Origin of the sequence: Azohydromonas caseinilytica, assembly GCF_012927045.1 — a bacterium.
In the GTDB taxonomy this organism is placed as follows: domain Bacteria; phylum Pseudomonadota; class Gammaproteobacteria; order Burkholderiales; family Burkholderiaceae_C; genus Azohydromonas; species Azohydromonas caseinilytica.
Map to the genome: position 1 here is coordinate 324,507 of NZ_JABBFW010000002.1, position 17,345 is coordinate 341,851.

The 17,345-nt window shown below is 70.6% G+C and carries 14 protein-coding genes and 1 tRNA gene; 14 read left to right on the forward strand and 1 reads right to left on the reverse strand.

Translation table 11 applies throughout. The features are described from left to right. Positions 1-14: 14 nt before the first annotated feature. The 8 genes from HHL10_RS04570 (at position 15) to HHL10_RS04605 (ending at position 7,364) form a co-directional block, all read left to right on the forward strand. Entirely contained in the window at positions 15-794 is a 780-nt protein-coding gene (locus HHL10_RS04570) for an ABC transporter ATP-binding protein (protein ID WP_235971073.1), read from the forward strand. After that, on the forward strand, positions 794-2,005 hold the full coding sequence (locus tag HHL10_RS04575) for an ABC transporter permease (protein WP_169159147.1): 1,212 nt from the start codon (positions 794-796) through the stop codon (positions 2,003-2,005). Before HHL10_RS04570 ends, HHL10_RS04575 begins: the two co-directional genes overlap by 1 nt. Before the next feature lie 74 nt (positions 2,006-2,079). After that, positions 2,080-3,177, forward strand: a complete 1,098-nt coding sequence (locus HHL10_RS04580; RefSeq protein ID WP_169159148.1) for an AI-2E family transporter — start codon at positions 2,080-2,082, stop codon at positions 3,175-3,177. Between the two features lie 188 nt (positions 3,178-3,365). Beyond that, positions 3,366-4,430, forward strand: a complete 1,065-nt coding sequence (locus tag HHL10_RS04585; protein WP_169159149.1) for a 6-carboxytetrahydropterin synthase — start codon at positions 3,366-3,368, stop codon at positions 4,428-4,430. Between the two features lie 16 nt (positions 4,431-4,446). Then, on the forward strand, positions 4,447-5,076 hold the full coding sequence (gene queE, locus HHL10_RS04590) for a 7-carboxy-7-deazaguanine synthase (RefSeq protein ID WP_169159150.1): 630 nt from the start codon (positions 4,447-4,449) through the stop codon (positions 5,074-5,076). A 57-nt stretch (positions 5,077-5,133) separates the two neighbouring features. Beyond that, positions 5,134-5,221: transfer RNA gene (locus tag HHL10_RS04595), tRNA-Leu, on the forward strand. Positions 5,222-5,445: 224 nt separating this feature from the next. Next, positions 5,446-5,877, forward strand: coding sequence for a hypothetical protein (locus HHL10_RS04600; protein ID WP_169159151.1), 432 nt, complete (start codon positions 5,446-5,448; stop codon positions 5,875-5,877). Between the two features lie 194 nt (positions 5,878-6,071). Continuing rightward, a complete protein-coding gene (locus HHL10_RS04605) occupies positions 6,072-7,364 on the forward strand; it encodes an MFS transporter (RefSeq protein WP_169159152.1) in 1,293 nt (430 codons plus the stop codon). Positions 7,365-7,379: 15 nt separating this feature from the next. Here HHL10_RS04605 and murI read toward each other — a convergent pair whose 3' ends face one another. Next, positions 7,380-8,180, reverse strand: coding sequence for a glutamate racemase (gene murI / locus HHL10_RS04610; RefSeq protein WP_169159153.1), 801 nt, complete (start codon positions 8,178-8,180; stop codon positions 7,380-7,382). 99 nt (positions 8,181-8,279) lie between these two features. Between murI and HHL10_RS04615 the strand changes: the two genes are divergently transcribed. The 6 genes from HHL10_RS04615 to odhB all read left to right on the forward strand — a co-directional run bounded on the left by HHL10_RS04615 (position 8,280) and on the right by odhB (position 17,334). Further along, positions 8,280-9,029, forward strand: coding sequence for an electron transfer flavoprotein subunit beta/FixA family protein (locus HHL10_RS04615; RefSeq protein WP_169159154.1), 750 nt, complete (start codon positions 8,280-8,282; stop codon positions 9,027-9,029). Position 9,030: 1 nt separating this feature from the next. Then, the gene (locus tag HHL10_RS04620) at positions 9,031-9,963 is read left to right on the forward strand and encodes an electron transfer flavoprotein subunit alpha/FixB family protein (protein WP_169159155.1); all 933 of its coding nucleotides are present in this window, start codon (positions 9,031-9,033) and stop codon (positions 9,961-9,963) included. A gap of 70 nt (positions 9,964-10,033) precedes the next feature. Then, positions 10,034-11,830, forward strand: coding sequence for an acyl-CoA dehydrogenase (locus HHL10_RS04625; RefSeq protein WP_169159156.1), 1,797 nt, complete (start codon positions 10,034-10,036; stop codon positions 11,828-11,830). A gap of 35 nt (positions 11,831-11,865) precedes the next feature. Beyond that, positions 11,866-12,819, forward strand: a complete 954-nt coding sequence (locus HHL10_RS04630) for an NAD(P)H-dependent flavin oxidoreductase (RefSeq protein WP_169159157.1) — start codon at positions 11,866-11,868, stop codon at positions 12,817-12,819. A 265-nt stretch (positions 12,820-13,084) separates the two neighbouring features. After that, a complete protein-coding gene (locus HHL10_RS04635; RefSeq protein WP_169159158.1) occupies positions 13,085-15,940 on the forward strand; it encodes a 2-oxoglutarate dehydrogenase E1 component in 2,856 nt (951 codons plus the stop codon). A 119-nt stretch (positions 15,941-16,059) separates the two neighbouring features. Further along, entirely contained in the window at positions 16,060-17,334 is a 1,275-nt protein-coding gene (gene odhB, locus HHL10_RS04640) for a 2-oxoglutarate dehydrogenase complex dihydrolipoyllysine-residue succinyltransferase (RefSeq protein WP_169159159.1), read from the forward strand. Positions 17,335-17,345: the final 11 nt, after the last annotated feature.

Below are 17,345 nucleotides of genomic sequence, written 5' to 3' on the forward strand. Positions count from 1 at the left end.
GGAGTGAGCCGACGATGAGCCCCCAACCCACCGCCATGCCCGCCGAGCGCCTGCCGCTGATCCGCCTGCGCGGCATCACCAAGCGCTACGGCCAGGGCCAAGCCTCCTTCCTGGCGCTCAAGGGCGTGGACCTCGACATCGACGAAGGCGAGTTCGTCGCCGTGATGGGCCCCAGCGGCTCGGGCAAGAGCACGGTGATGAACCTGCTGGGCTGCCTGGACGTGCCCACCAGCGGCCAATATTTCTTTCGCGGCCTGCCGGTGCACGAGCTCAATCGCGACCAGCGCGCCCGCCTGCGCCGCGAACAGCTCGGCTTCGTGTTCCAGGGTTTCAACCTTCTCGCTCGCACCTCGGCCCAGGAGAACGTCGAGCTGCCGCTGCTGTACCGGGGCACGCCGGCCGCCGAGCGGCGGCGGCTGGCGCTGGAGTCGCTGGACACCGTGGGCCTGGCGCAATGGGCCTCGCACACGCCGGCCGAGCTCTCGGGCGGCCAGCAGCAGCGCGTGGCCATCGCGCGCGCGCTGGTGACGCACCCGAAGGTGCTGCTGGCCGACGAGCCCACCGGCAACCTCGACACCCAGCGCAGCCGCGAGATCATGGAGCTGCTGTGGCGGCTCAACAGCGAGCGCGGCATCACGGTGCTGATGGTCACGCACGAGAGCGATATGGCCGCCTACGCCAGGCGCATCGTGCGCTTCGTCGATGGACAGGTGGACAGCGACGTGCGCAACCCGCACCCGGCCGGCGCCGCGGCGTCGGCCGCGTCCGCCACCGCCGTGCAAGGAGCGCACTGATGCTGTGGAACAGCCTGCTGCTGGCGCTGCGCGAGATCCGCCGCCACCTGCTGCGCAGCTTCCTGACCATCCTGGGCATCGTCATCGGCGTCAGCGCCGTCATCACCATGGTGACGCTGGGCAAGGGCGCCACGCAGGCGGTGCAGAACGAGATCACCAGCCTGGGCACGAACCTGCTGATGGTGCGCCCGGGCCAGCGCCTGGGCCCGGGCAGCTCCGGCGCGCCCAGCTTCACGGTGGAGGACGTGCAGGCCATCCGCAGCCAGATCGGCGGCGTGGCCGCCGTGGCGCCGGAGGTGCGCTCCGGCGTGACGGTGGTGGCCAACGGCCGCAACTGGAGCACCAGCGTCACCGGCACCACCAGCGACTACTTCTTCACCAACAACTGGAGCATCGGCGCCGGCCGGGGCTTCGAGGAGGCCGAGGAGCGCGCCGGCGCCGCCGTGTGCCTGATCGGCGAGACCCTGCGCCGCGAGCTGTTCAATGGCGCCGACGCCGCCGCGGTGGTGGGGCAGCGGCTGCGAGTAAAACAGTTTTCCTGCGAGGTGGTGGGCGTGCTGGGCTCCAAGGGGCAGGGCGCCATGGGCAACGACCAGGACGACGTGGTGCTGCTGCCGCTGAGCACCGTGCAGCGCCGCGTCACCGGCAGCACCCGGGTGCAGACCATCCTGGTGTCCATGGCCGAGGGCAGCGACGCCGAGCGCGTCAAGGCCGGCATTCGCGACCTGCTGCGCGAGCGCCGCAAGCTCGGCGCCGGCGAGGAGGACAACTTCAACGTGCTCGACACCGCGCAGCTGGCGCAGACCTTCTCCAGCACCACGCGCGTGATGACGATGCTGCTGGGCGCCGTGGCGGCGGTGAGCCTGCTGGTGGGCGGCATCGGGATCATGAACATCATGCTGGTGAGCGTGACCGAGCGGACGCGCGAGATCGGCGTGCGCCTGGCCATCGGCGCGCTGGAGGCCGAGGTGCTGCTGCAGTTCCTGATCGAGGCCGTGGCGCTGGCGGCGCTGGGCGGCGTGGTGGGCATCGTGCTGGCCGCCATCTTCTCCATCACCGGTGCGCGGCTGATGGACGTGCCCTACAGCTTCGACGTGCCCATCAACCTGCTGGCCTTCCTGTTCTCGGCGGGCATCGGCGTGCTCTTCGGCTACTTCCCGGCGCGGCGCGCGGCGCGGCTGGACCCGATCGAGGCGCTGCGGCACGAGTGAGGCCGGGGAGGCGTGCGGATTGCTAAGGGGCCGTCACGCACCGCGGCGGCCCGTTGCCGCCCATGAAAAACCCGATGCCGCCACGTCCCGAAGAACCGTCCGTCGCCTCCCGCACCCGCAGCCACTCGCTGGAATACCGCACGCTGCTGTGGCTGCTCGTGCTGGTGACGCTGGCCTTCGGCTGGATCTTGCTGCCCTACTACGGCGCGGTGTTCTGGGCGGTGGTGACGGCGATCCTGTTCTCGTCGGTGCAGCGGCGCATCCGCGTCAATCTCAAGGGCCGCGACAACGCCGCGGCGCTGCTGACGCTGCTGATCGTGCTGTTCATCGTCATCCTGCCGGCGGCGCTGGTGATGTCGATGCTGGTGCAGGAGGCCATGGGGGTGCTGCAGCGGGTGCAGAGCGGCGAGATCAACTTCACCCGCTACGCCGAGCAGATCTACGCCGCGCTGCCGCACTGGCTCACCGGGCTGCTGGACCGCTTCGGGCTGGCCGACCTGGCCGCGCTCAAGGCCCGGCTGGGCGAGCGGCTCACCGCCGGCACGCAACTGCTGGCCAGCCGGGCGCTGAGCGTGGGGCAGGACACCTTCAACTTCCTGGTCGCCTTCGGCGTGATGCTGTACCTGCTCTTCTTCCTGCTGCGCGACGGCGTCGGGCTGGCGGCGCGGGTGCGGCGCGCCATTCCGCTGGACGAGGAGGACAAGCGCGCGCTGCTGGCGCGCTTCGCCACCGTGATCCGCGCCACAGTCAAGGGCAACATCCTGGTGGCGCTGGCGCAGGGCGCGCTGGGCAGCCTGGCCTTCTGGTTCCTGGGCATCCACGGCGCGCTGCTGTGGGGCGTGGTGATGGCCTTCCTGTCGCTGCTGCCGGCCGTGGGCGCGGCCATGGTGTGGGCGCCGGTGGCCGTCTACCTGATCGTCACCGGCGCGCTGTGGAAGGGCGTCGGGCTGATCGTGTGGGGCGTGGTCGTGATCGGGCTGGTGGACAACGTGCTGCGCCCGATCCTGGTCGGCAAGGACACCAAGATGCCCGACTACCTGGTGCTGATCTCCACGCTGGGCGGGCTGGCGGTGTTCGGGCTCAACGGCTTCGTCATCGGCCCGGTCATTGCCGCCATGTTCATGGCCGCCTGGGACATTTTCATGGAGCGCCGAGAGGATGGGCGGCGTTGAGAGCGGCCGTCGCCGTGGCGGCAAGGGGCGGCTTGAGTCGCCACCAGCGTGGCGGAATGCGCACCACGCCGCACCCGCTGCAAGGCCATCGCGGCATGAGTCGGTAAGGCGCCGACCCAGCCCGTAGACTGCCGCGCTTTTTGCGCGCCGGTGTGGCGCGCCTCGGGCAGCAAGGAGTTGAGGACGTGATGGACGGGAAGGTGTGGCATGCGGCGGCGGCCGGTTTCGAGGCGGCGCGGCGGCTGGAAGGGGTGCCCGAGGGGCACCGCGCCCGCAACCTGCACGGCCATGGCTTCCAGGTGCGCGTGCGCGGCGCGCTGCCGTCGGGCTGGGCCGACTTCCCCGGCGGCGAGGTGCAGCGGCTGCAGGCGCAGCTGGGCGAGGTCGTCGCGGCGCTGGACCACCACCTGCTCAACGAGGTGCTGGAGGAGCCCAGCGACGAGCGCCTGGCGCGCTGGATCGGCGCCGAGCTGGGGCTGCCGCTCGAAGTGGGCGTGCAGAGCATGCCCACGCGCGGCGTGGACCTCGACGGCGCCGGCCGCGCGCATGTGTGGCGGCGCTATGCCTTCCAGTCCGCGCACCGGCTGCCGAACGTGCCGGAGGGCCACAAGTGCGGGCGCATGCACGGCCACGGCTTCGAGGCACTGATCCACGCCCAGGGCGTGAGCCACGACCAGCTCGACGCCCTCTGGGCCCCGCTGCAGTCGCTGCTGCATCACGCCTGCCTCAACGAGCTGCCCGGGCTGGAGAACCCCACGAGCGAGATGCTGTCCAGCTGGATCTGGCGCGAGCTGCAACCCACGCTGCCCGGCCTGGCGCATGTGACGGTGTTCGAGACCGCTTCCTGCGGCGCCTGCTTCGACGGCCGCGGCTGGCGCACCTGGAAGGAGTTCACGCTGGACAGCGCCTTGCGCCTGAAGCGCGCGCCCGCGGACAGCCTGCATGCCCGGCTGCACGGCCACACCTACACGCTGCGGCTGCACCTGGCGGCGCCGCTGGACGAGCTGATGGGCTGGACCCTGGACTTCGGCGACGTGAAGCGGCTGTTCGACCCGGTGTTCCGCTCCCTGGACCACCAGCCGCTGCACGAGATCGACGGCCTGGCCGACTGCGACACGGCGACGCTGGCGCGTTGGGTGCTGGCCCAGGCGCGCGAGCGGCTGCCGCAGGTGGACCGGGTGGACCTCTACGAGACGCCAGGCTGCGGCGCCACGCTGCACCTCGGCACCGATACGCCGGCGCTGCCGATCTGAGCGGGAGGGCGGCGCGATGGCATACGCGGTCAAGGAAATCTTCTACACGCTTCAAGGCGAGGGCGCGCAGGCCGGCCGGGCCGCCGTGTTCTGCCGCTTCGCCGGCTGCAACCTGTGGAGCGGGCGCGAGGCGGACCGGGCGCAGGCGGTGTGCCGCTTCTGCGACACGGACTTCGTCGGCACCGACGGCCCGGGTGGCGGCAAGTTCGCCGACGCGCAGGCGCTGGCGGATGCGGTGGCCTCGCACTGGCCCGGCGGCGGCCAGCCGCTGGTGGTGTGCACCGGCGGCGAGCCGCTGCTGCAGCTGGATGTGCCGCTGATCGAGGCGCTGCACGCGCGCGGTTTCCAGATCGCGGTGGAAACCAACGGCACTCACCCGGCGCCGGCCGGGCTGGACTGGATCTGCGTCAGCCCCAAGGCCGACGCGCCCGTGATGCTGACGCGCGGCGACGAGCTGAAGCTGGTGTTCCCGCAGGCCGAGGCGCGGCCCGAGCGCTTCGAAGGCCTGGATTTCAAGCACTTCATCCTGCAGCCCATGGACGGCCCGGAGCGCGAGCGCAACACGCGGCTGGCGCTGGACTACTGCCTGGCACACCCCAAGTGGCGGCTGGGGCTGCAGACGCACAAGCTGCTCAACATCCCGTAAGGAAGAGGGCAGCCTTGCCGCGATAATGCGCGGCTCGCCGCAGCTCATGCGGCGGTGGCCCGGGTGGCGAAATCGGTAGACGCAGCGGACTTAAAATCCGCCGCCCTCAACAGGCTTACGGGTTCGAGTCCCGTTCCGGGCACCACGGCGGACGACGTTCGCAGCGTCCGCAGCGGGGCGCCAGCTCCCTGATCAATCCGCTCCCGTTCCCTTTCATCTCCTCTTGCCGCGTCGAGCTGCGTGCCACGGCCGGGCTTTGAACTCGTCTCTCGTTCCGGGACCCTCGCTTGCCCACGCCTGAAACGGCACGCCCACCCCGTGCGCCGCACGTGAACGGGCCGTGAGCCAGCACAAAGAGGAGATCTCGCCATGACCGCTTCCACCGACCGCCATGCCCGCCCGGTGCCGCTCGCGCGCTGGCTGGGCGGATTGACGCTCGCCGCCTGCCTCGTCCCGGCCGCCCTGGCGCAGGGCAGCACCAGCACCAGCACCGGCACCTCCGACTCCACCACCGGCGCGGGCGCCGCGTCGCCGGCGCAGCCCTCGGCCTCGGGCACGCCCGCCGGCGGCAACAAGGCCGCCAAGCCGCCGGTGGCCGCCGCGGCCCAGTCGGGCGCGGGCCCGGCCAAGAAACCGGCCCAGGGCGGCACCCAGGGCGGCCCCGCCCCGGGCACCGAGGCCACTCCTGGTGCCGGCTCCGGTACCGGCGGCACCCCCAGCGCCGGCGCGGCCACGGGCTCCGGCATGGGTGGCACCAGCTCGGGCTCCGGCACGGGCTCTTCCGGCAGCACCGGGCGCTGACGCAAGCGCCTTGCTGAGCTGGGGCGCAGCCCGCGCCTCAGCCTCTGATTCCTTCCCGCCTGGACGGCGAGCGGCCTGCCGTGGCCTGTCCAGGCCGGCGCGCGTGCGCGCAGGCCGCACACTTCGGCCTCGTTCCGTCACTGCCACGCGGTCCCGACCCTGGTTCACACCCGGCGCCGGCCGCGGCCCGCGCCATGTCCCTCTTCGACCAGACCCTGCTCAACCCCGGCGTGCGCAAGCGCGAGGTGTTCGGCTGGGCCATGTACGACTTCGCCAACTCGGGCTACACGACCGTGGTGCTCACGGCGGTGTTCAACGCCTACTTCGTCGGCGTGGTGGCGGGCAACGCACCCTGGGCCACGCTGGCCTGGACGCTGGCGCTGGCGGGGTCGAACCTGCTGGTGATCGCGCTGCAGCCGGCCCTGGGCGCCTGGGCCGACCGGCATGGCGCCAAGAAGCGGCTGCTGGCCGCCGTCACCGCGGGCTGCGTGCTGGCCACCGCGCTGCTGGCCGCCGGCGGCAGGGGCGACGTGGCGCTGGCGCTGGCGGCGGTGCTGCTGTCCAACGCCTTCTACAGCGCCGGCGAGTCGCTGTGCGCGGCCTTCCTGCCCGAGCTGTCCACGCGCGAGGCGATGGGCCGCGTCTCGGGCTGGGGCTGGAGCTTCGGCTATTGCGGCGGGATGCTGACCCTGGGCCTGTGCCTGGCCTACGTGCTGTGGGCACAGGGGCAGGGCCAGCCGGCCACGCAGTTCGTGCCGGTGACCATGGGGATCACCGCCGGCGTCTACGGCCTGGCCTCGCTGGTGACCTTCGCGCTGCTCAAGGAGCGGGCCCGGCCGCAGCCCGGTGCGGCCCAGGGCGAGGGCATCGCCGCTTCGCTGCGGCGGCTGCGCGCCACCTGGCAAACCGCGCGCGCCTACCCCGACTTCGCCCAGCTGCTGGCCTGCACCGTGGCCTACCAGGCAGGCATCGCGGTGGTGGTGGCGCTGGCGGCGGTCTATGCCGAGCAGGCGCTGGGCTTCGTGCAGACGCAGACCATGACGCTGCTGTTCGTGGTCAACATCGCCTCCGCCGCCGGGGCCTTCGCCTTCGGCTACTGGCAGGACCGGGTCGGCCACAAGCGCGCGCTGGGCTGGACGCTGGTGGGCTGGATCGGCATGACGGCGCTGGCCCTGGCGGCCACGACGCCGGGGCTGTTCTGGGCCGCGGCGCTGCTGGCCGGGCTGTGCATGGGATCGAGCCAGTCGGCCGGGCGCGCGCTGGTGGGGCTGCTGGCGCCGCCGGCGCGGCTGGGCGAGTTCTTCGGGCTGTGGACCTTCGCCACCCGGCTGGCGGCCATCGCCGGGCCGGTCACCTACGGCCTGGTGACCTGGCTCACCGGCGGCAACCACCGCCTGGCCATCGGCGTCACGGGGCTGTTCTTCGTGCTGGGGCTGGTGCTGCTGCGGCCGCTGGACCTGCGCAGGGGGCAGGCGGCAGCGGTTTGAGGAGCCGGGCGCGGCTCAACCCAGTACCCGCGCCTTTTTCGCCGGCCACTGCAGCCAGCGCTGCATGAAATCGTCGAGCTGCGCCGGCTCGCCGCTGCTCCACAGCTGCAGCGGGGGCAGATCGAGCGTCGAGGCCGGCAACCGCGCCGCCAGGGCGGCGGTGTGGCGCGCCACGGCCTGGGCGGTATCCACCAGGGTCACGCCGGGCAGTTCATTGCGGATCAGCGGCGCGGCAAAGGGGTAGTGCGTGCAGCCCAGCACCACCACGTCGCAGCCGGCCTCGCGCAGCGGCGCGCAGTGGCGGCGCACCACCGCCTGCAGCTCGGCCGAGCCCAGGTCGCCGCGCTCGATGGCCAGGGCCAGGCCGGTGCAGGCATGCAGCGTGAAGCTCACCTGCGAGGGCTGCGCCTGCAGCAGGCGCTGGAACTTGCGGCTGGACAGCGTGCCGGCGGTGGCCATCACGCCCACGCGGCCGTTGCGGGTCAGCGCCACGGCGGGCTTCACGCCGGGCTCGATGCCCACCACCGGGATGTCGCCATGCGCCTGGCGCAGCGCCTCCACCGCGGCGGCGGTGGCGGTGTTGCAGGCGACGACCAGCAGCTGCGCGCCCTGCGCGCGCAGGAAGGCGGCAATGTGCAGCGAGCGCTGGACGATGAAGTCCTCGCTGCGCTCGCCGTAGGGCGCATGGCCGCTGTCGGCCACGTACAGCAGCCGCGCGCCGGGCAGCGCTGCGCGCAGCGAGGGCAGCACCGACAGGCCGCCGACGCCGGAATCGAACACGCCGATACAGCAGCCGGCGCAGGAGGCAGGAGTCATGGCGGCGGCAGTGTAGCCGCCGGCATCCCTCGCCCCGGCCCGGTGCAGGGGGCACTCTAAAATCCGCCGTCAAGCCTCAATCAGATGACAGGAGCGCAAATGAAGCTGCTGGTGCCCGTGAAAAGGGTGGTGGACTACAACGTGAAGGTGCGGGTGAAGTCCGACGGCTCGGGCATGGACCTCGCCGGCGTGAAGATGAGCATGAATCCCTTCGACGAGATCGCTGTCGAAGAGGCGGTGCGGCTCAAGGAAAAGGGCGTCGCCACGGAGATCATCGCCGTGTCCTGCGGCGTCACGCAGTGCCAGGAGACGCTGCGCACCGCCCTGGCTATCGGCGCGGACCGCGCCATCCTGGTGGAAACCGATGCCGAGCTGCAGCCGCTGGCCGTGGCCAAGCTCCTCAAGGCCCTGATGGACAAGGAACAGCCGGGCCTGGTGATCCTGGGCAAGCAGGCCATCGATGACGACTGCAACCAGACCGGCCAGATGCTCGCCGCGCTGGCGGACCTGCCGCAGGCCACCTTCGCCTCCAAGGTCGAAGTGGCGGACGGCAAGGCCCAGGTCACGCGTGAAGTGGACGGTGGTCTCGAAACGGTCTCCGTGACGCTGCCGGCGGTGGTGACCACCGACCTGCGCCTGAACGAGCCGCGCTACGTGACGCTGCCCAACATCATGAAGGCCAAGAAGAAGCCGCTGGAGACCGTCAAGCCGGCCGACCTGGGCGTGGACGTGAGCCCGCGCATCAAGACCGTCAAGGTCAGCGAGCCGCCCAAGCGCGGCGCCGGCGTGAAGGTGCCCGACGTGGCCACCCTCGTGGAGAAGCTCAAGAACGAAGCCAAGGTGATCTGACATGGCCGCCCTCGTCATTGCCGAACACGACAACGCGACCCTCAAGGGCGCGACCCTCAACACCGTCACCGCCGCGCTGGCTTGCGGCGGCGAAGTGCACGTGCTGGTGGCCGGCGAGAACGCCGCTGCCGTGGCGCAGGCCGCCGCGCAGGTCCAGGGCGTGAGCAAGGTGCTGCACGCCGACTCGCCCGCGCTCGCCACGCAGCTGGCCGAGAACGTCGCGGCGCAGGTGCTGGCCGTGGCACCGGCCTACAGCCACATCCTGTTCCCCAGCACCGCCAACGGCCGCAACGCCGCCCCGCGCGTGGCTGCGAAGCTGGACGTGGCGCAACTGAGCGACATCACCAAGGTGGACAGCCCGGACACCTTCGAGCGCCCGATCTACGCCGGCAACGCCATCGCCACGGTGCAGAGCGGCGACGCGGTGAAGGTCATCACCGTGCGCACCACCGGCTTCGACGCCGCGCCGGCCACGGGTGGCAGCGCCGCGGTGGAAACCCTGGCGCCGGTGGCCGACAGCGGCAAGAGCGCCTTCGTCGGCCGCGAGCTGACCAAGTCGGATCGCCCCGAGCTGACGGCGGCCAAGATCATCGTCTCGGGTGGCCGGGCCCTGGGCTCGGCCGAGAAGTTCACCGAAGTGCTCACGCCGCTGGCCGACAAGCTCGGCGCCGCGCTGGGTGCCTCGCGTGCCGCGGTGGATGCCGGCTACGCCCCCAACGACTGGCAGGTGGGCCAGACCGGCAAGATCGTGGCCCCGACGCTCTACATCGCCTGCGGCATCTCGGGTGCGATCCAGCACCTGGCCGGGATGAAGGACTCCAAGGTGATCGTGGCGATCAACAAGGACCCGGAGGCGCCGATCTTCTCGGTGGCCGACTACGGCCTGGAGGCGGATGTCTTCGAGGCCGTGCCGGCGCTGGTCAAGGCGCTGTAAGCCGAACGAGTTCCTGGGCGCCGCTGGCGCCCTTTTTTTCGCATAACGACAGCCACAAGGAGACGAGACCATGGCCTACAAGGCACCCATCAAGGACCAGCTGTTCGTGATGAACGAGCTGGCGCGGCTGGACCAGATCGCGCGCTGGCCGGGCTTCGAGGACGCCGGCCCGGAAACCGCGCAGGCGGTGCTGCAGGAATGCGCCCGGCTGTGCGAGGAGGTGCTGGCGCCGCTGAACGTGGCCGGCGACCGCAACCCCTCGCGCTGGGACAACGGCCAGGTGCACAGCACGCCCGGCTTCAAGGAGGCGTTCCGGCAGTACGCCGAGGGCGGCTGGCAGGGGCTGCAGCATCCGGCGGACTTCGGCGGGCAGGGCTTGCCCAAGCTCATCGGCGCGGCCTGCAGCGAGATGGTCAACAGCGCCAACCTCAGCTTCGCGCTGTGCCCGCTGCTGACCGACGGTGCCATCGAGGCGCTGCTCACGGCGGGCTCGGCCGAGCAGCAGGCGGCCTACATCCCGCCCATGATCGACGGGCGCTGGACCGGCACCATGAACCTTACCGAGCCGCAGGCCGGCTCCGACCTGTCGCTGGTGCGTACCCGCGCCGAGAAGCAGGGCGACGGCAGCTACCGCCTCTTCGGCACCAAGATCTACATCACCTGGGGCGAGCACGACCTGGCCGAGAACATCGTGCACATGGTGCTGGCGCGGGTGGCCGGCGCGCCCGAAGGGGTGAAGGGCATCAGCCTGTTCATCGTCCCGAAGATGCTGCCCGACGCGCAGGGCCAGGCCACGGTGCGCAACGACGTGCACTGCGTGAGCATCGAGCACAAGCTGGGCATCAAGGCCAGCCCCACCGCCGTGCTGCAGTACGGCGAGGAGGAAGGCGCGGTGGGCTACCTCGTGGGCGAGGAGAACCGCGGCCTGGAGTACATGTTCATCATGATGAACGCCGCCCGCTACGCGGTGGGCGTGCAGGGCGTGGCGCTGTCGGAGCGCGCCTACCAGCATGCGGCGGCCTATGCGCGCGAGCGCGTGCAGTCGCGCCCGGTGGACGGCAGCACGGCGGCGGCGGTGCCGATCATTCAGCACCCGGACGTGCAGCGCATGCTCATGACCATGCGCGCGCAGACCGAAGGCTCGCGCGCCATGGCGCTGGTGGCGGCGGCCGCGCACGACGCGGCGCACGCGCATGTGGACCCGGGCCAGCGCGAGGCCAACCGCCGCTTCTACGAGTTCATGGTGCCGCTGGTGAAGGGCTACTGCACCGAGGTCAGCCTGGACGTGGCCTCGCTGGGCATTCAGGTGCACGGCGGCATGGGCTTCATCGAGGAGACCGGCGCGGCGCAGTACCTGCGCGACGCCAAGATCCTGTCCATCTACGAGGGCACCACCGCCATCCAGGCCAACGACCTGGTCGGGCGCAAGACGCTGCGCGACGGCGGCGCCACCGCGCGCTGGATCGCGCAGCAGATCGAGGTGACCGAGGCCGAGCTGGCGGGCAGCGGCAGCCCGCACGCGCGCGCCATGCACCGCCGCCTCACGGCCGCGCGCAAGGCCTTCATCGACGTGGTGGAGTTCGTGCTGGAGCACGGCAAGGCGCATCCCAATGCCGTCTATGCCGGCTCGGTGCCCTACCTGATGCTGTCCGGCGCACTGGTGGCGGGCTGGCAGATGGCGCGCGCGCTGCTGGCGGCCGAGCACCGGCTGCCGTCGGCGCAGGGCGAGGACGCGGCCTTCCTGCGCGCCAAGATCGCCACGGCGCGCTTCTTTGCCGACCACGTCCTGGGCGCGTTGCCCGGCCGGCGCGACGCCATCGTCGAGGGCGCCGACGCGCTGGCGGCGATGCCGCTGGAAGCCTACTGATCCCCGCCGCAACCACCCGCCTCCGGAGCCCGCGCATGGCCTTGCCGCCCGTCCTGTCCCACCTGTCGCTGCCGGTGATCGGCGCGCCGCTGTTCATCATCAGCAACCCCAAGCTCGTCATCGCGCAGTGCTGCGCGGGCATCGTGGGCGCCATGCCGGCGCTCAATGCCCGGCCGGCTTCGCAGCTCGACGAGTGGCTGGACGAGATCACGCAGGCGCTGGCCGCGCATGACCGCGCGCACCCGCAGGCGCCCGCGGCGCCCTTCGCCATCAACCAGATCGTGCACAAGAGCAACGACCGGCTGGAGCACGACATGGCGCTGTGCGCCAAGTACCGCGTGCCCGTCGTCATCAGCTCGCTGGGCGCGCGCCAGGAGATCAACCAGGCCGTGCACGGCTGGGGCGGCATCGTGCTGCACGACGTGATCGACGACCGCTTCGCGCGCAAGGCCGTCGAGAAGGGCGCCGACGGCCTCATTGCCGTGGCGGCGGGCGCGGGCGGGCATGCCGGCACGATCAACCCCTTCGCGCTGGTGCAGGAGATCCGGCAGTGGTTCGACGGGCCGCTGGCGCTGTCGGGGGCGATCGCCAACGGCGGGGCAATCCTGGCGGCGCAGGCCTGCGGCGCGGACCTGGCCTACATGGGCTCGGCCTTCATCGCCACCGAGGAGGCGCGCGCCACGCCGGCGTACAAGGAGGCGGTGGTCGAAGGGCGGGCCTGCGACATTGTCTACACCAACCTCTTCACCGGCGTGCACGGCAACTACCTGCGCGGCTCCATCGTCGCGGCCGGGCTGGACCCGGACGCGCTGCCGCAGAGCGACCCCAGCGCCATGAACTTCGGCGGCGGCCGGTCCAAGGCCTGGAAGGACATCTGGGGCGCGGGCCAGGGCATCGGCGCGGTGCGGGCCGTGGTGCCGGCGGCCGAGCGCGTGGCGCAGCTCAAGGCGGAGTACGAGGCGACGCGGCGGCGGCTGCTCGGTGGCTGAGCAGGCAACCTGAAAAGGCAGCGTGACTGCCAGGGACAAAAAATGACACTGGCAAGACCGGTACCGTCAGATTGGTGTCACCCCGGGATCGCAGGATGGTACAGTCCGCCGTTCTTGAAGTGGTCCTTCCCGTCCCCTTTGCTGGTTTCTTTCACCAGAAATCCTAGTGAAGGCGGGTCGCAATCCGCCAACCGGTCAAGCCGTGTCGCGGAAGGTTTTTGAACCAGCCAACAGCCTCGTGGACGAGGCGAAAGGTGAGCGAAAAATGATGCAGCAGTACAGGTCGAACTCGTACCTGTTCGGGGGCAATGCGCCCTACGTCGAGGAACTCTACGAGGCCTACCTCGACAACCCGGGCTCCGTGCCCGAGAACTGGCGCCAGTACTTCGACGCCCTGCAGCACGTCCCCGCGGTGGACGGCAGCGAGCGTCCGGACGTCCCCCACGCGCCCGTCATCGAATCCTTCGCGCAGCGCGCCAAGTCCAATGCCCTGACGGCCAAGGCCAGCAGCGCCGACCTGGCCGTGGCGCGCAAGCAGGTGCACGTGCAGAGCCTGATCGCGGCCTACCGCTCGCTGGGCTCGCGCTGGGCCGACCTCGACCCGCTCAAGCGCCAGGAGCGCCCCAGGATTCCCGAGCTGGAGCCGGCGTTCTACGACCTGAGCGAGTCCGACATGGACATCACGTTCAGCGCCACGAACACCTACTTCACGACCGCCGAGCAGATGACGCTGCGGCAGATCGTGCAGGCGCTGCGCGAGACCTACTGCAGCACCATCGGTGCCGAGTTCATGCACATCACCGACCAGTCGCAAAAGCGCTGGTGGCAGCAGCGGCTCGAAAGCATCCGCAGCAAGCCGAGCCTGACGGTGGAGCAGAAGAAGCACATCCTGGAGCGCCTGACCGCGGCCGAGGGCCTGGAGCGCTACCTGCACACCAAGTACGTGGGCCAGAAGCGCTTCTCGCTCGAAGGCGGCGAGAGCTTCATCGCGGCGATGGACGAGCTGATCCAGCAGGCCGGCCAGAAGGGCGTGCAGGAGATCGTCATCGGCATGGCCCACCGCGGCCGCCTCAACGTGCTGGTCAACACCCTGGGCAAGATGCCCAAGGACCTGTTCGCCGAGTTCGAGCACACCGCCCCCGAGGACCTGCCCGCGGGTGACGTGAAGTACCACCAGGGCTTCTCCAGCGACGTGGCCACCTCCGGCGGCCCGGTGCACCTGAGCCTGGCCTTCAACCCCTCGCACCTGGAGATCGTCAACCCGGTGGTCGAGGGCTCGGTGCGCGCGCGCATGGACCGCCGTGACGACAAGGTCGGCGCCCAGGTGCTGCCCGTGCTGGTGCACGGCGACTCCGCCTTCGGCGGCCAGGGCGTGAACCAGGAGACGCTGGCGCTGTCGGAGACGCGCGGCTACTCCACCGGCGGCACGGTGCACCTGATCATCAACAACCAGATCGGCTTCACCACCTCCGACCCGCGCGACCTGCGCTCCACGCTGTACTGCACCGACGTCGTCAAGATGGTCGAGGCGCCGGTGCTGCACGTGAACGGCGACGATCCGGAAGCCGTGGTGCTGGCCGCGCAGCTGGCGCTGGAGTTCCGCATGACGTTCCGCAAGGACGTCGTGGTGGACATCATCTGCTTCCGCAAGCTGGGCCACAACGAGCAGGACACGCCCGCGCTGACCCAGCCGCTGATGTACCGCAAGATCGCCGCGCACCCCGGCACCCGCAAGCTCTACGCCGACAAGCTGGCCGCGCAGGGCCTGGGCGAGACGCTGGGTGACGACATGGCCAAGGCCTACCGCGCCGCCATGGATGCGGGCCGCCACACCGTCGATCCGGTGCTCAGCAACTTCAAGAGCAAGTACGCGGTCGACTGGACGCCGTTCATCGGCAAGAAGTGGACCGACGCCGCCGACACCGCCATCCCGCTGACCGAGTGGAAGCGCCTGGCCGAGCGCCTGACGACCTTCCCCGAGAGCGTCAACCTGCACCCGCTGGTCAAGAAGGTGTACGACGACCGCGCCAGCATGGGCCGCGGCGACACCAACGTGGACTGGGGCATGGGCGAGCACATGGCCTTCGCCTCGCTGGTGGCCAGCGGCTACGCCGTGCGCCTGTCGGGCGAGGACTGCGGCCGTGGCACCTTCACGCACCGCCACGCGGTGATCCACGACCAGAAGCGCGAGAAGTGGGACGAGGGCACCTACGTGCCGCTGCAGAACGTGGCCGACAACCAGGCCCCGTTCGTCGTCATCGACTCCATCCTGTCGGAGGAGGCGGTGCTGGCCTTCGAGTACGGCTACGCCGGCTCCGACCCCAACACGCTGGTGATCTGGGAAGCGCAGTTCGGCGACTTCGCCAACGGCGCGCAGGTCGTGATCGACCAGTTCATCGCCTCGGGCGAGGTGAAGTGGGGCCGTGCCAACGGCCTGGTGCTGATGCTGCCGCACGGCTACGAAGGCCAGGGCCCCGAGCACAGCTCGGCGCGCCTGGAGCGCTTCATGCAGCTGTCGGCGGACAACAACATGCAGGTGGTGCAGCCCACGACGGCCAGCCAGATCTTCCACCTGCTGCGCCGCCAGATGGTGCGCCAGTTCCGCAAGCCGCTGGTCATCATGACCCCGAAGTCGCTGCTGCGGAACAAGGACGCCACCTCGCCGCTGAGCGAGTTCACCTCGGGCGAGTTCCGCACCGTGATCGGCGAGCTCAAGGCCGACATCGACGCGGCCAAGGTCAAGCGCGTGATCGCCTGCTCGGGCAAGGTCTACTACGACCTGGTCAAGAAGCGCGAGGAGAAGGGCGCCGCCGACGTGGCCATCATCCGCGTCGAGCAGCTCTACCCGTTCCCGCACAAGGCCTTCTCCGCCGAGCTGAAGAAGTACCCCAACGCGACCGAGATCGTGTGGTGCCAGGACGAGCCGCAGAACCAGGGCGCCTGGTTCTTCGTGCAGCACTACATCCACGAGAACATGAGCGAAGGGCAGAAGCTGGGCTACGCCGGCCGTCCCTCCTCGGCTTCTCCGGCCGTGGGCTACGCGCACCTGCACCAGGAGCAGCAAAAGGCGCTGCTGGAGCAGGCTTTCGCCAAGCTCAAGGGTTTCGTGCTCAACAAGTGACGTGAACCGCGGCGCGTGAGCGCGCCGCTTCCTGCTGTGCGCGGCCCCCGGAAGGGGCCGTGCGGCAGCCGGGCGCGTGCCCGGCAGACACCCCTATCCAGAATTCCGAGAGAACTCAAATGGCAATCGTTGAAGTCAAGGTTCCGCAGCTGTCCGAGTCGGTGGCCGAGGCCACGCTGCTGCAGTGGAAGAAGAAGGCCGGCGAGGCCGTGGCGCAGGACGAGATCCTGATCGAGATCGAGACCGACAAGGTCGTGCTGGAAGTGCCCGCGCCCTCCGCCGGCGTGCTGGGCGAGATCGTGGTGGCCGACGGCGGCACCGTGGTCAGCGACCAGGTTATCGCCCGGATCGACACCGAGGCCACCGCCGGCGCCGCCGCGCCGGCCGCTGCCGCGGCTCCTGCCGCCGCCGCCGCTGCCCCGGTCGCTCCTGTCGCCGCCGCCGCTGCCGTGGGCGGCAGCAAGTCCGACGTGGCCATGCCCGCCGCCGCCAAGCTGATGGCCGACAACGGCCTGGCCCCGGGCTCCGTGGCCGGCACCGGCCGCGACGGCCGCGTCACCAAGGGCGACGTGCTGCAGAACCTGATCGCCGGCGCCAAGGCCGCCGTGCCCGCGCCGGTGGCCGCGCCCGTGGCCCCGTCGGTGGCCAAGCCGCTGCCCGCCGTGGCCGCCCCGGTGGCCGCCAACCTGGGCGAGCGCCCCGAGCAGCGCGTGCCGATGAGCCGCCTGCGCGCCCGCGTCGCCGAGCGCCTGCTGCAGTCGCAGTCCACCAACGCCATCCTGACCACGTTCAACGAGGTCAACATGGCGCCGGTCATGGAGATGCGCAAGAAGTTCCAGGAGAGGTTCGAGAAGGAGCACGGCGTGAAGCTGGGCTTCATGAGCTTCTTCGTGAAGGCCGCCGTGGCCGCGCTCAAGAAGTTCCCGGTGCTCAACGCCTCGGTGGACGGCAACGACATCGTCTACCACGGCTACTTCGACATCGGCATCGCGGTGGGCTCGCCGCGCGGCCTGGTGGTGCCCATCATCCGCAACGCCGACCAGCTGTCGTTCGCGGACATCGAGAAGACCATCGCCTCCTTCGGCCAGAAGGCCAAGGACGGCAAGCTGTCGCTGGACGAGCTCTCCGGCGGCACCTTCTCCATCTCCAACGGCGGCACCTTCGGCTCGATGCTGTCCACGCCGATCATCAACCCGCCGCAGTCGGCCATCCTGGGCGTGCACGCCACCAAGGACCGCGCCGTGGTGGAAAACGGCCAGGTCGTGGTGCGCCCGATCAACTACCTCGCCATGAGCTACGACCACCGCATCATCGACGGCCGCGAGGCGGTGCTGGGCCTGGTGACGATGAAGGAAGCGCTGGAAGACCCGGCGCGCCTGCTGTTCGACATCTGATCGGCGCCTCA

Excerpts from the sequence above, each read along its gene's own strand:
- HHL10_RS04630 (WP_169159157.1), top strand. The coding sequence starts at position 11,866 with ATGGCCTTGCCGCCCGTCCTGTCCCACCTGTCGCTGCCGGTGATCGGC.
- HHL10_RS04570 (WP_235971073.1), top strand. The coding sequence starts at position 15 with ATGAGCCCCCAACCCACCGCCATGCCCGCCGAGCGCCTGCCGCTGATC.
- queE (WP_169159150.1), top strand. The coding sequence starts at position 4,447 with ATGGCATACGCGGTCAAGGAAATCTTCTACACGCTTCAAGGCGAGGGC.
- HHL10_RS04580 (WP_169159148.1), top strand. The coding sequence starts at position 2,080 with ATGCCGCCACGTCCCGAAGAACCGTCCGTCGCCTCCCGCACCCGCAGC.
- odhB (WP_169159159.1), top strand. The coding sequence starts at position 16,060 with ATGGCAATCGTTGAAGTCAAGGTTCCGCAGCTGTCCGAGTCGGTGGCC.
- HHL10_RS04600 (WP_169159151.1), top strand. The coding sequence starts at position 5,446 with ATGACCGCTTCCACCGACCGCCATGCCCGCCCGGTGCCGCTCGCGCGC.
- HHL10_RS04635 (WP_169159158.1), top strand. The coding sequence starts at position 13,085 with ATGATGCAGCAGTACAGGTCGAACTCGTACCTGTTCGGGGGCAATGCG.
- murI (WP_169159153.1), bottom strand. The coding sequence starts at position 8,180 with ATGACTCCTGCCTCCTGCGCCGGCTGCTGTATCGGCGTGTTCGATTCC.
- HHL10_RS04615 (WP_169159154.1), top strand. The coding sequence starts at position 8,280 with ATGAAGCTGCTGGTGCCCGTGAAAAGGGTGGTGGACTACAACGTGAAG.
- HHL10_RS04625 (WP_169159156.1), top strand. The coding sequence starts at position 10,034 with ATGGCCTACAAGGCACCCATCAAGGACCAGCTGTTCGTGATGAACGAG.
- HHL10_RS04585 (WP_169159149.1), top strand. The coding sequence starts at position 3,366 with ATGGACGGGAAGGTGTGGCATGCGGCGGCGGCCGGTTTCGAGGCGGCG.
- HHL10_RS04575 (WP_169159147.1), top strand. The coding sequence starts at position 794 with ATGCTGTGGAACAGCCTGCTGCTGGCGCTGCGCGAGATCCGCCGCCAC.
- HHL10_RS04620 (WP_169159155.1), top strand. The coding sequence starts at position 9,031 with ATGGCCGCCCTCGTCATTGCCGAACACGACAACGCGACCCTCAAGGGC.
- HHL10_RS04605 (WP_169159152.1), top strand. The coding sequence starts at position 6,072 with ATGTCCCTCTTCGACCAGACCCTGCTCAACCCCGGCGTGCGCAAGCGC.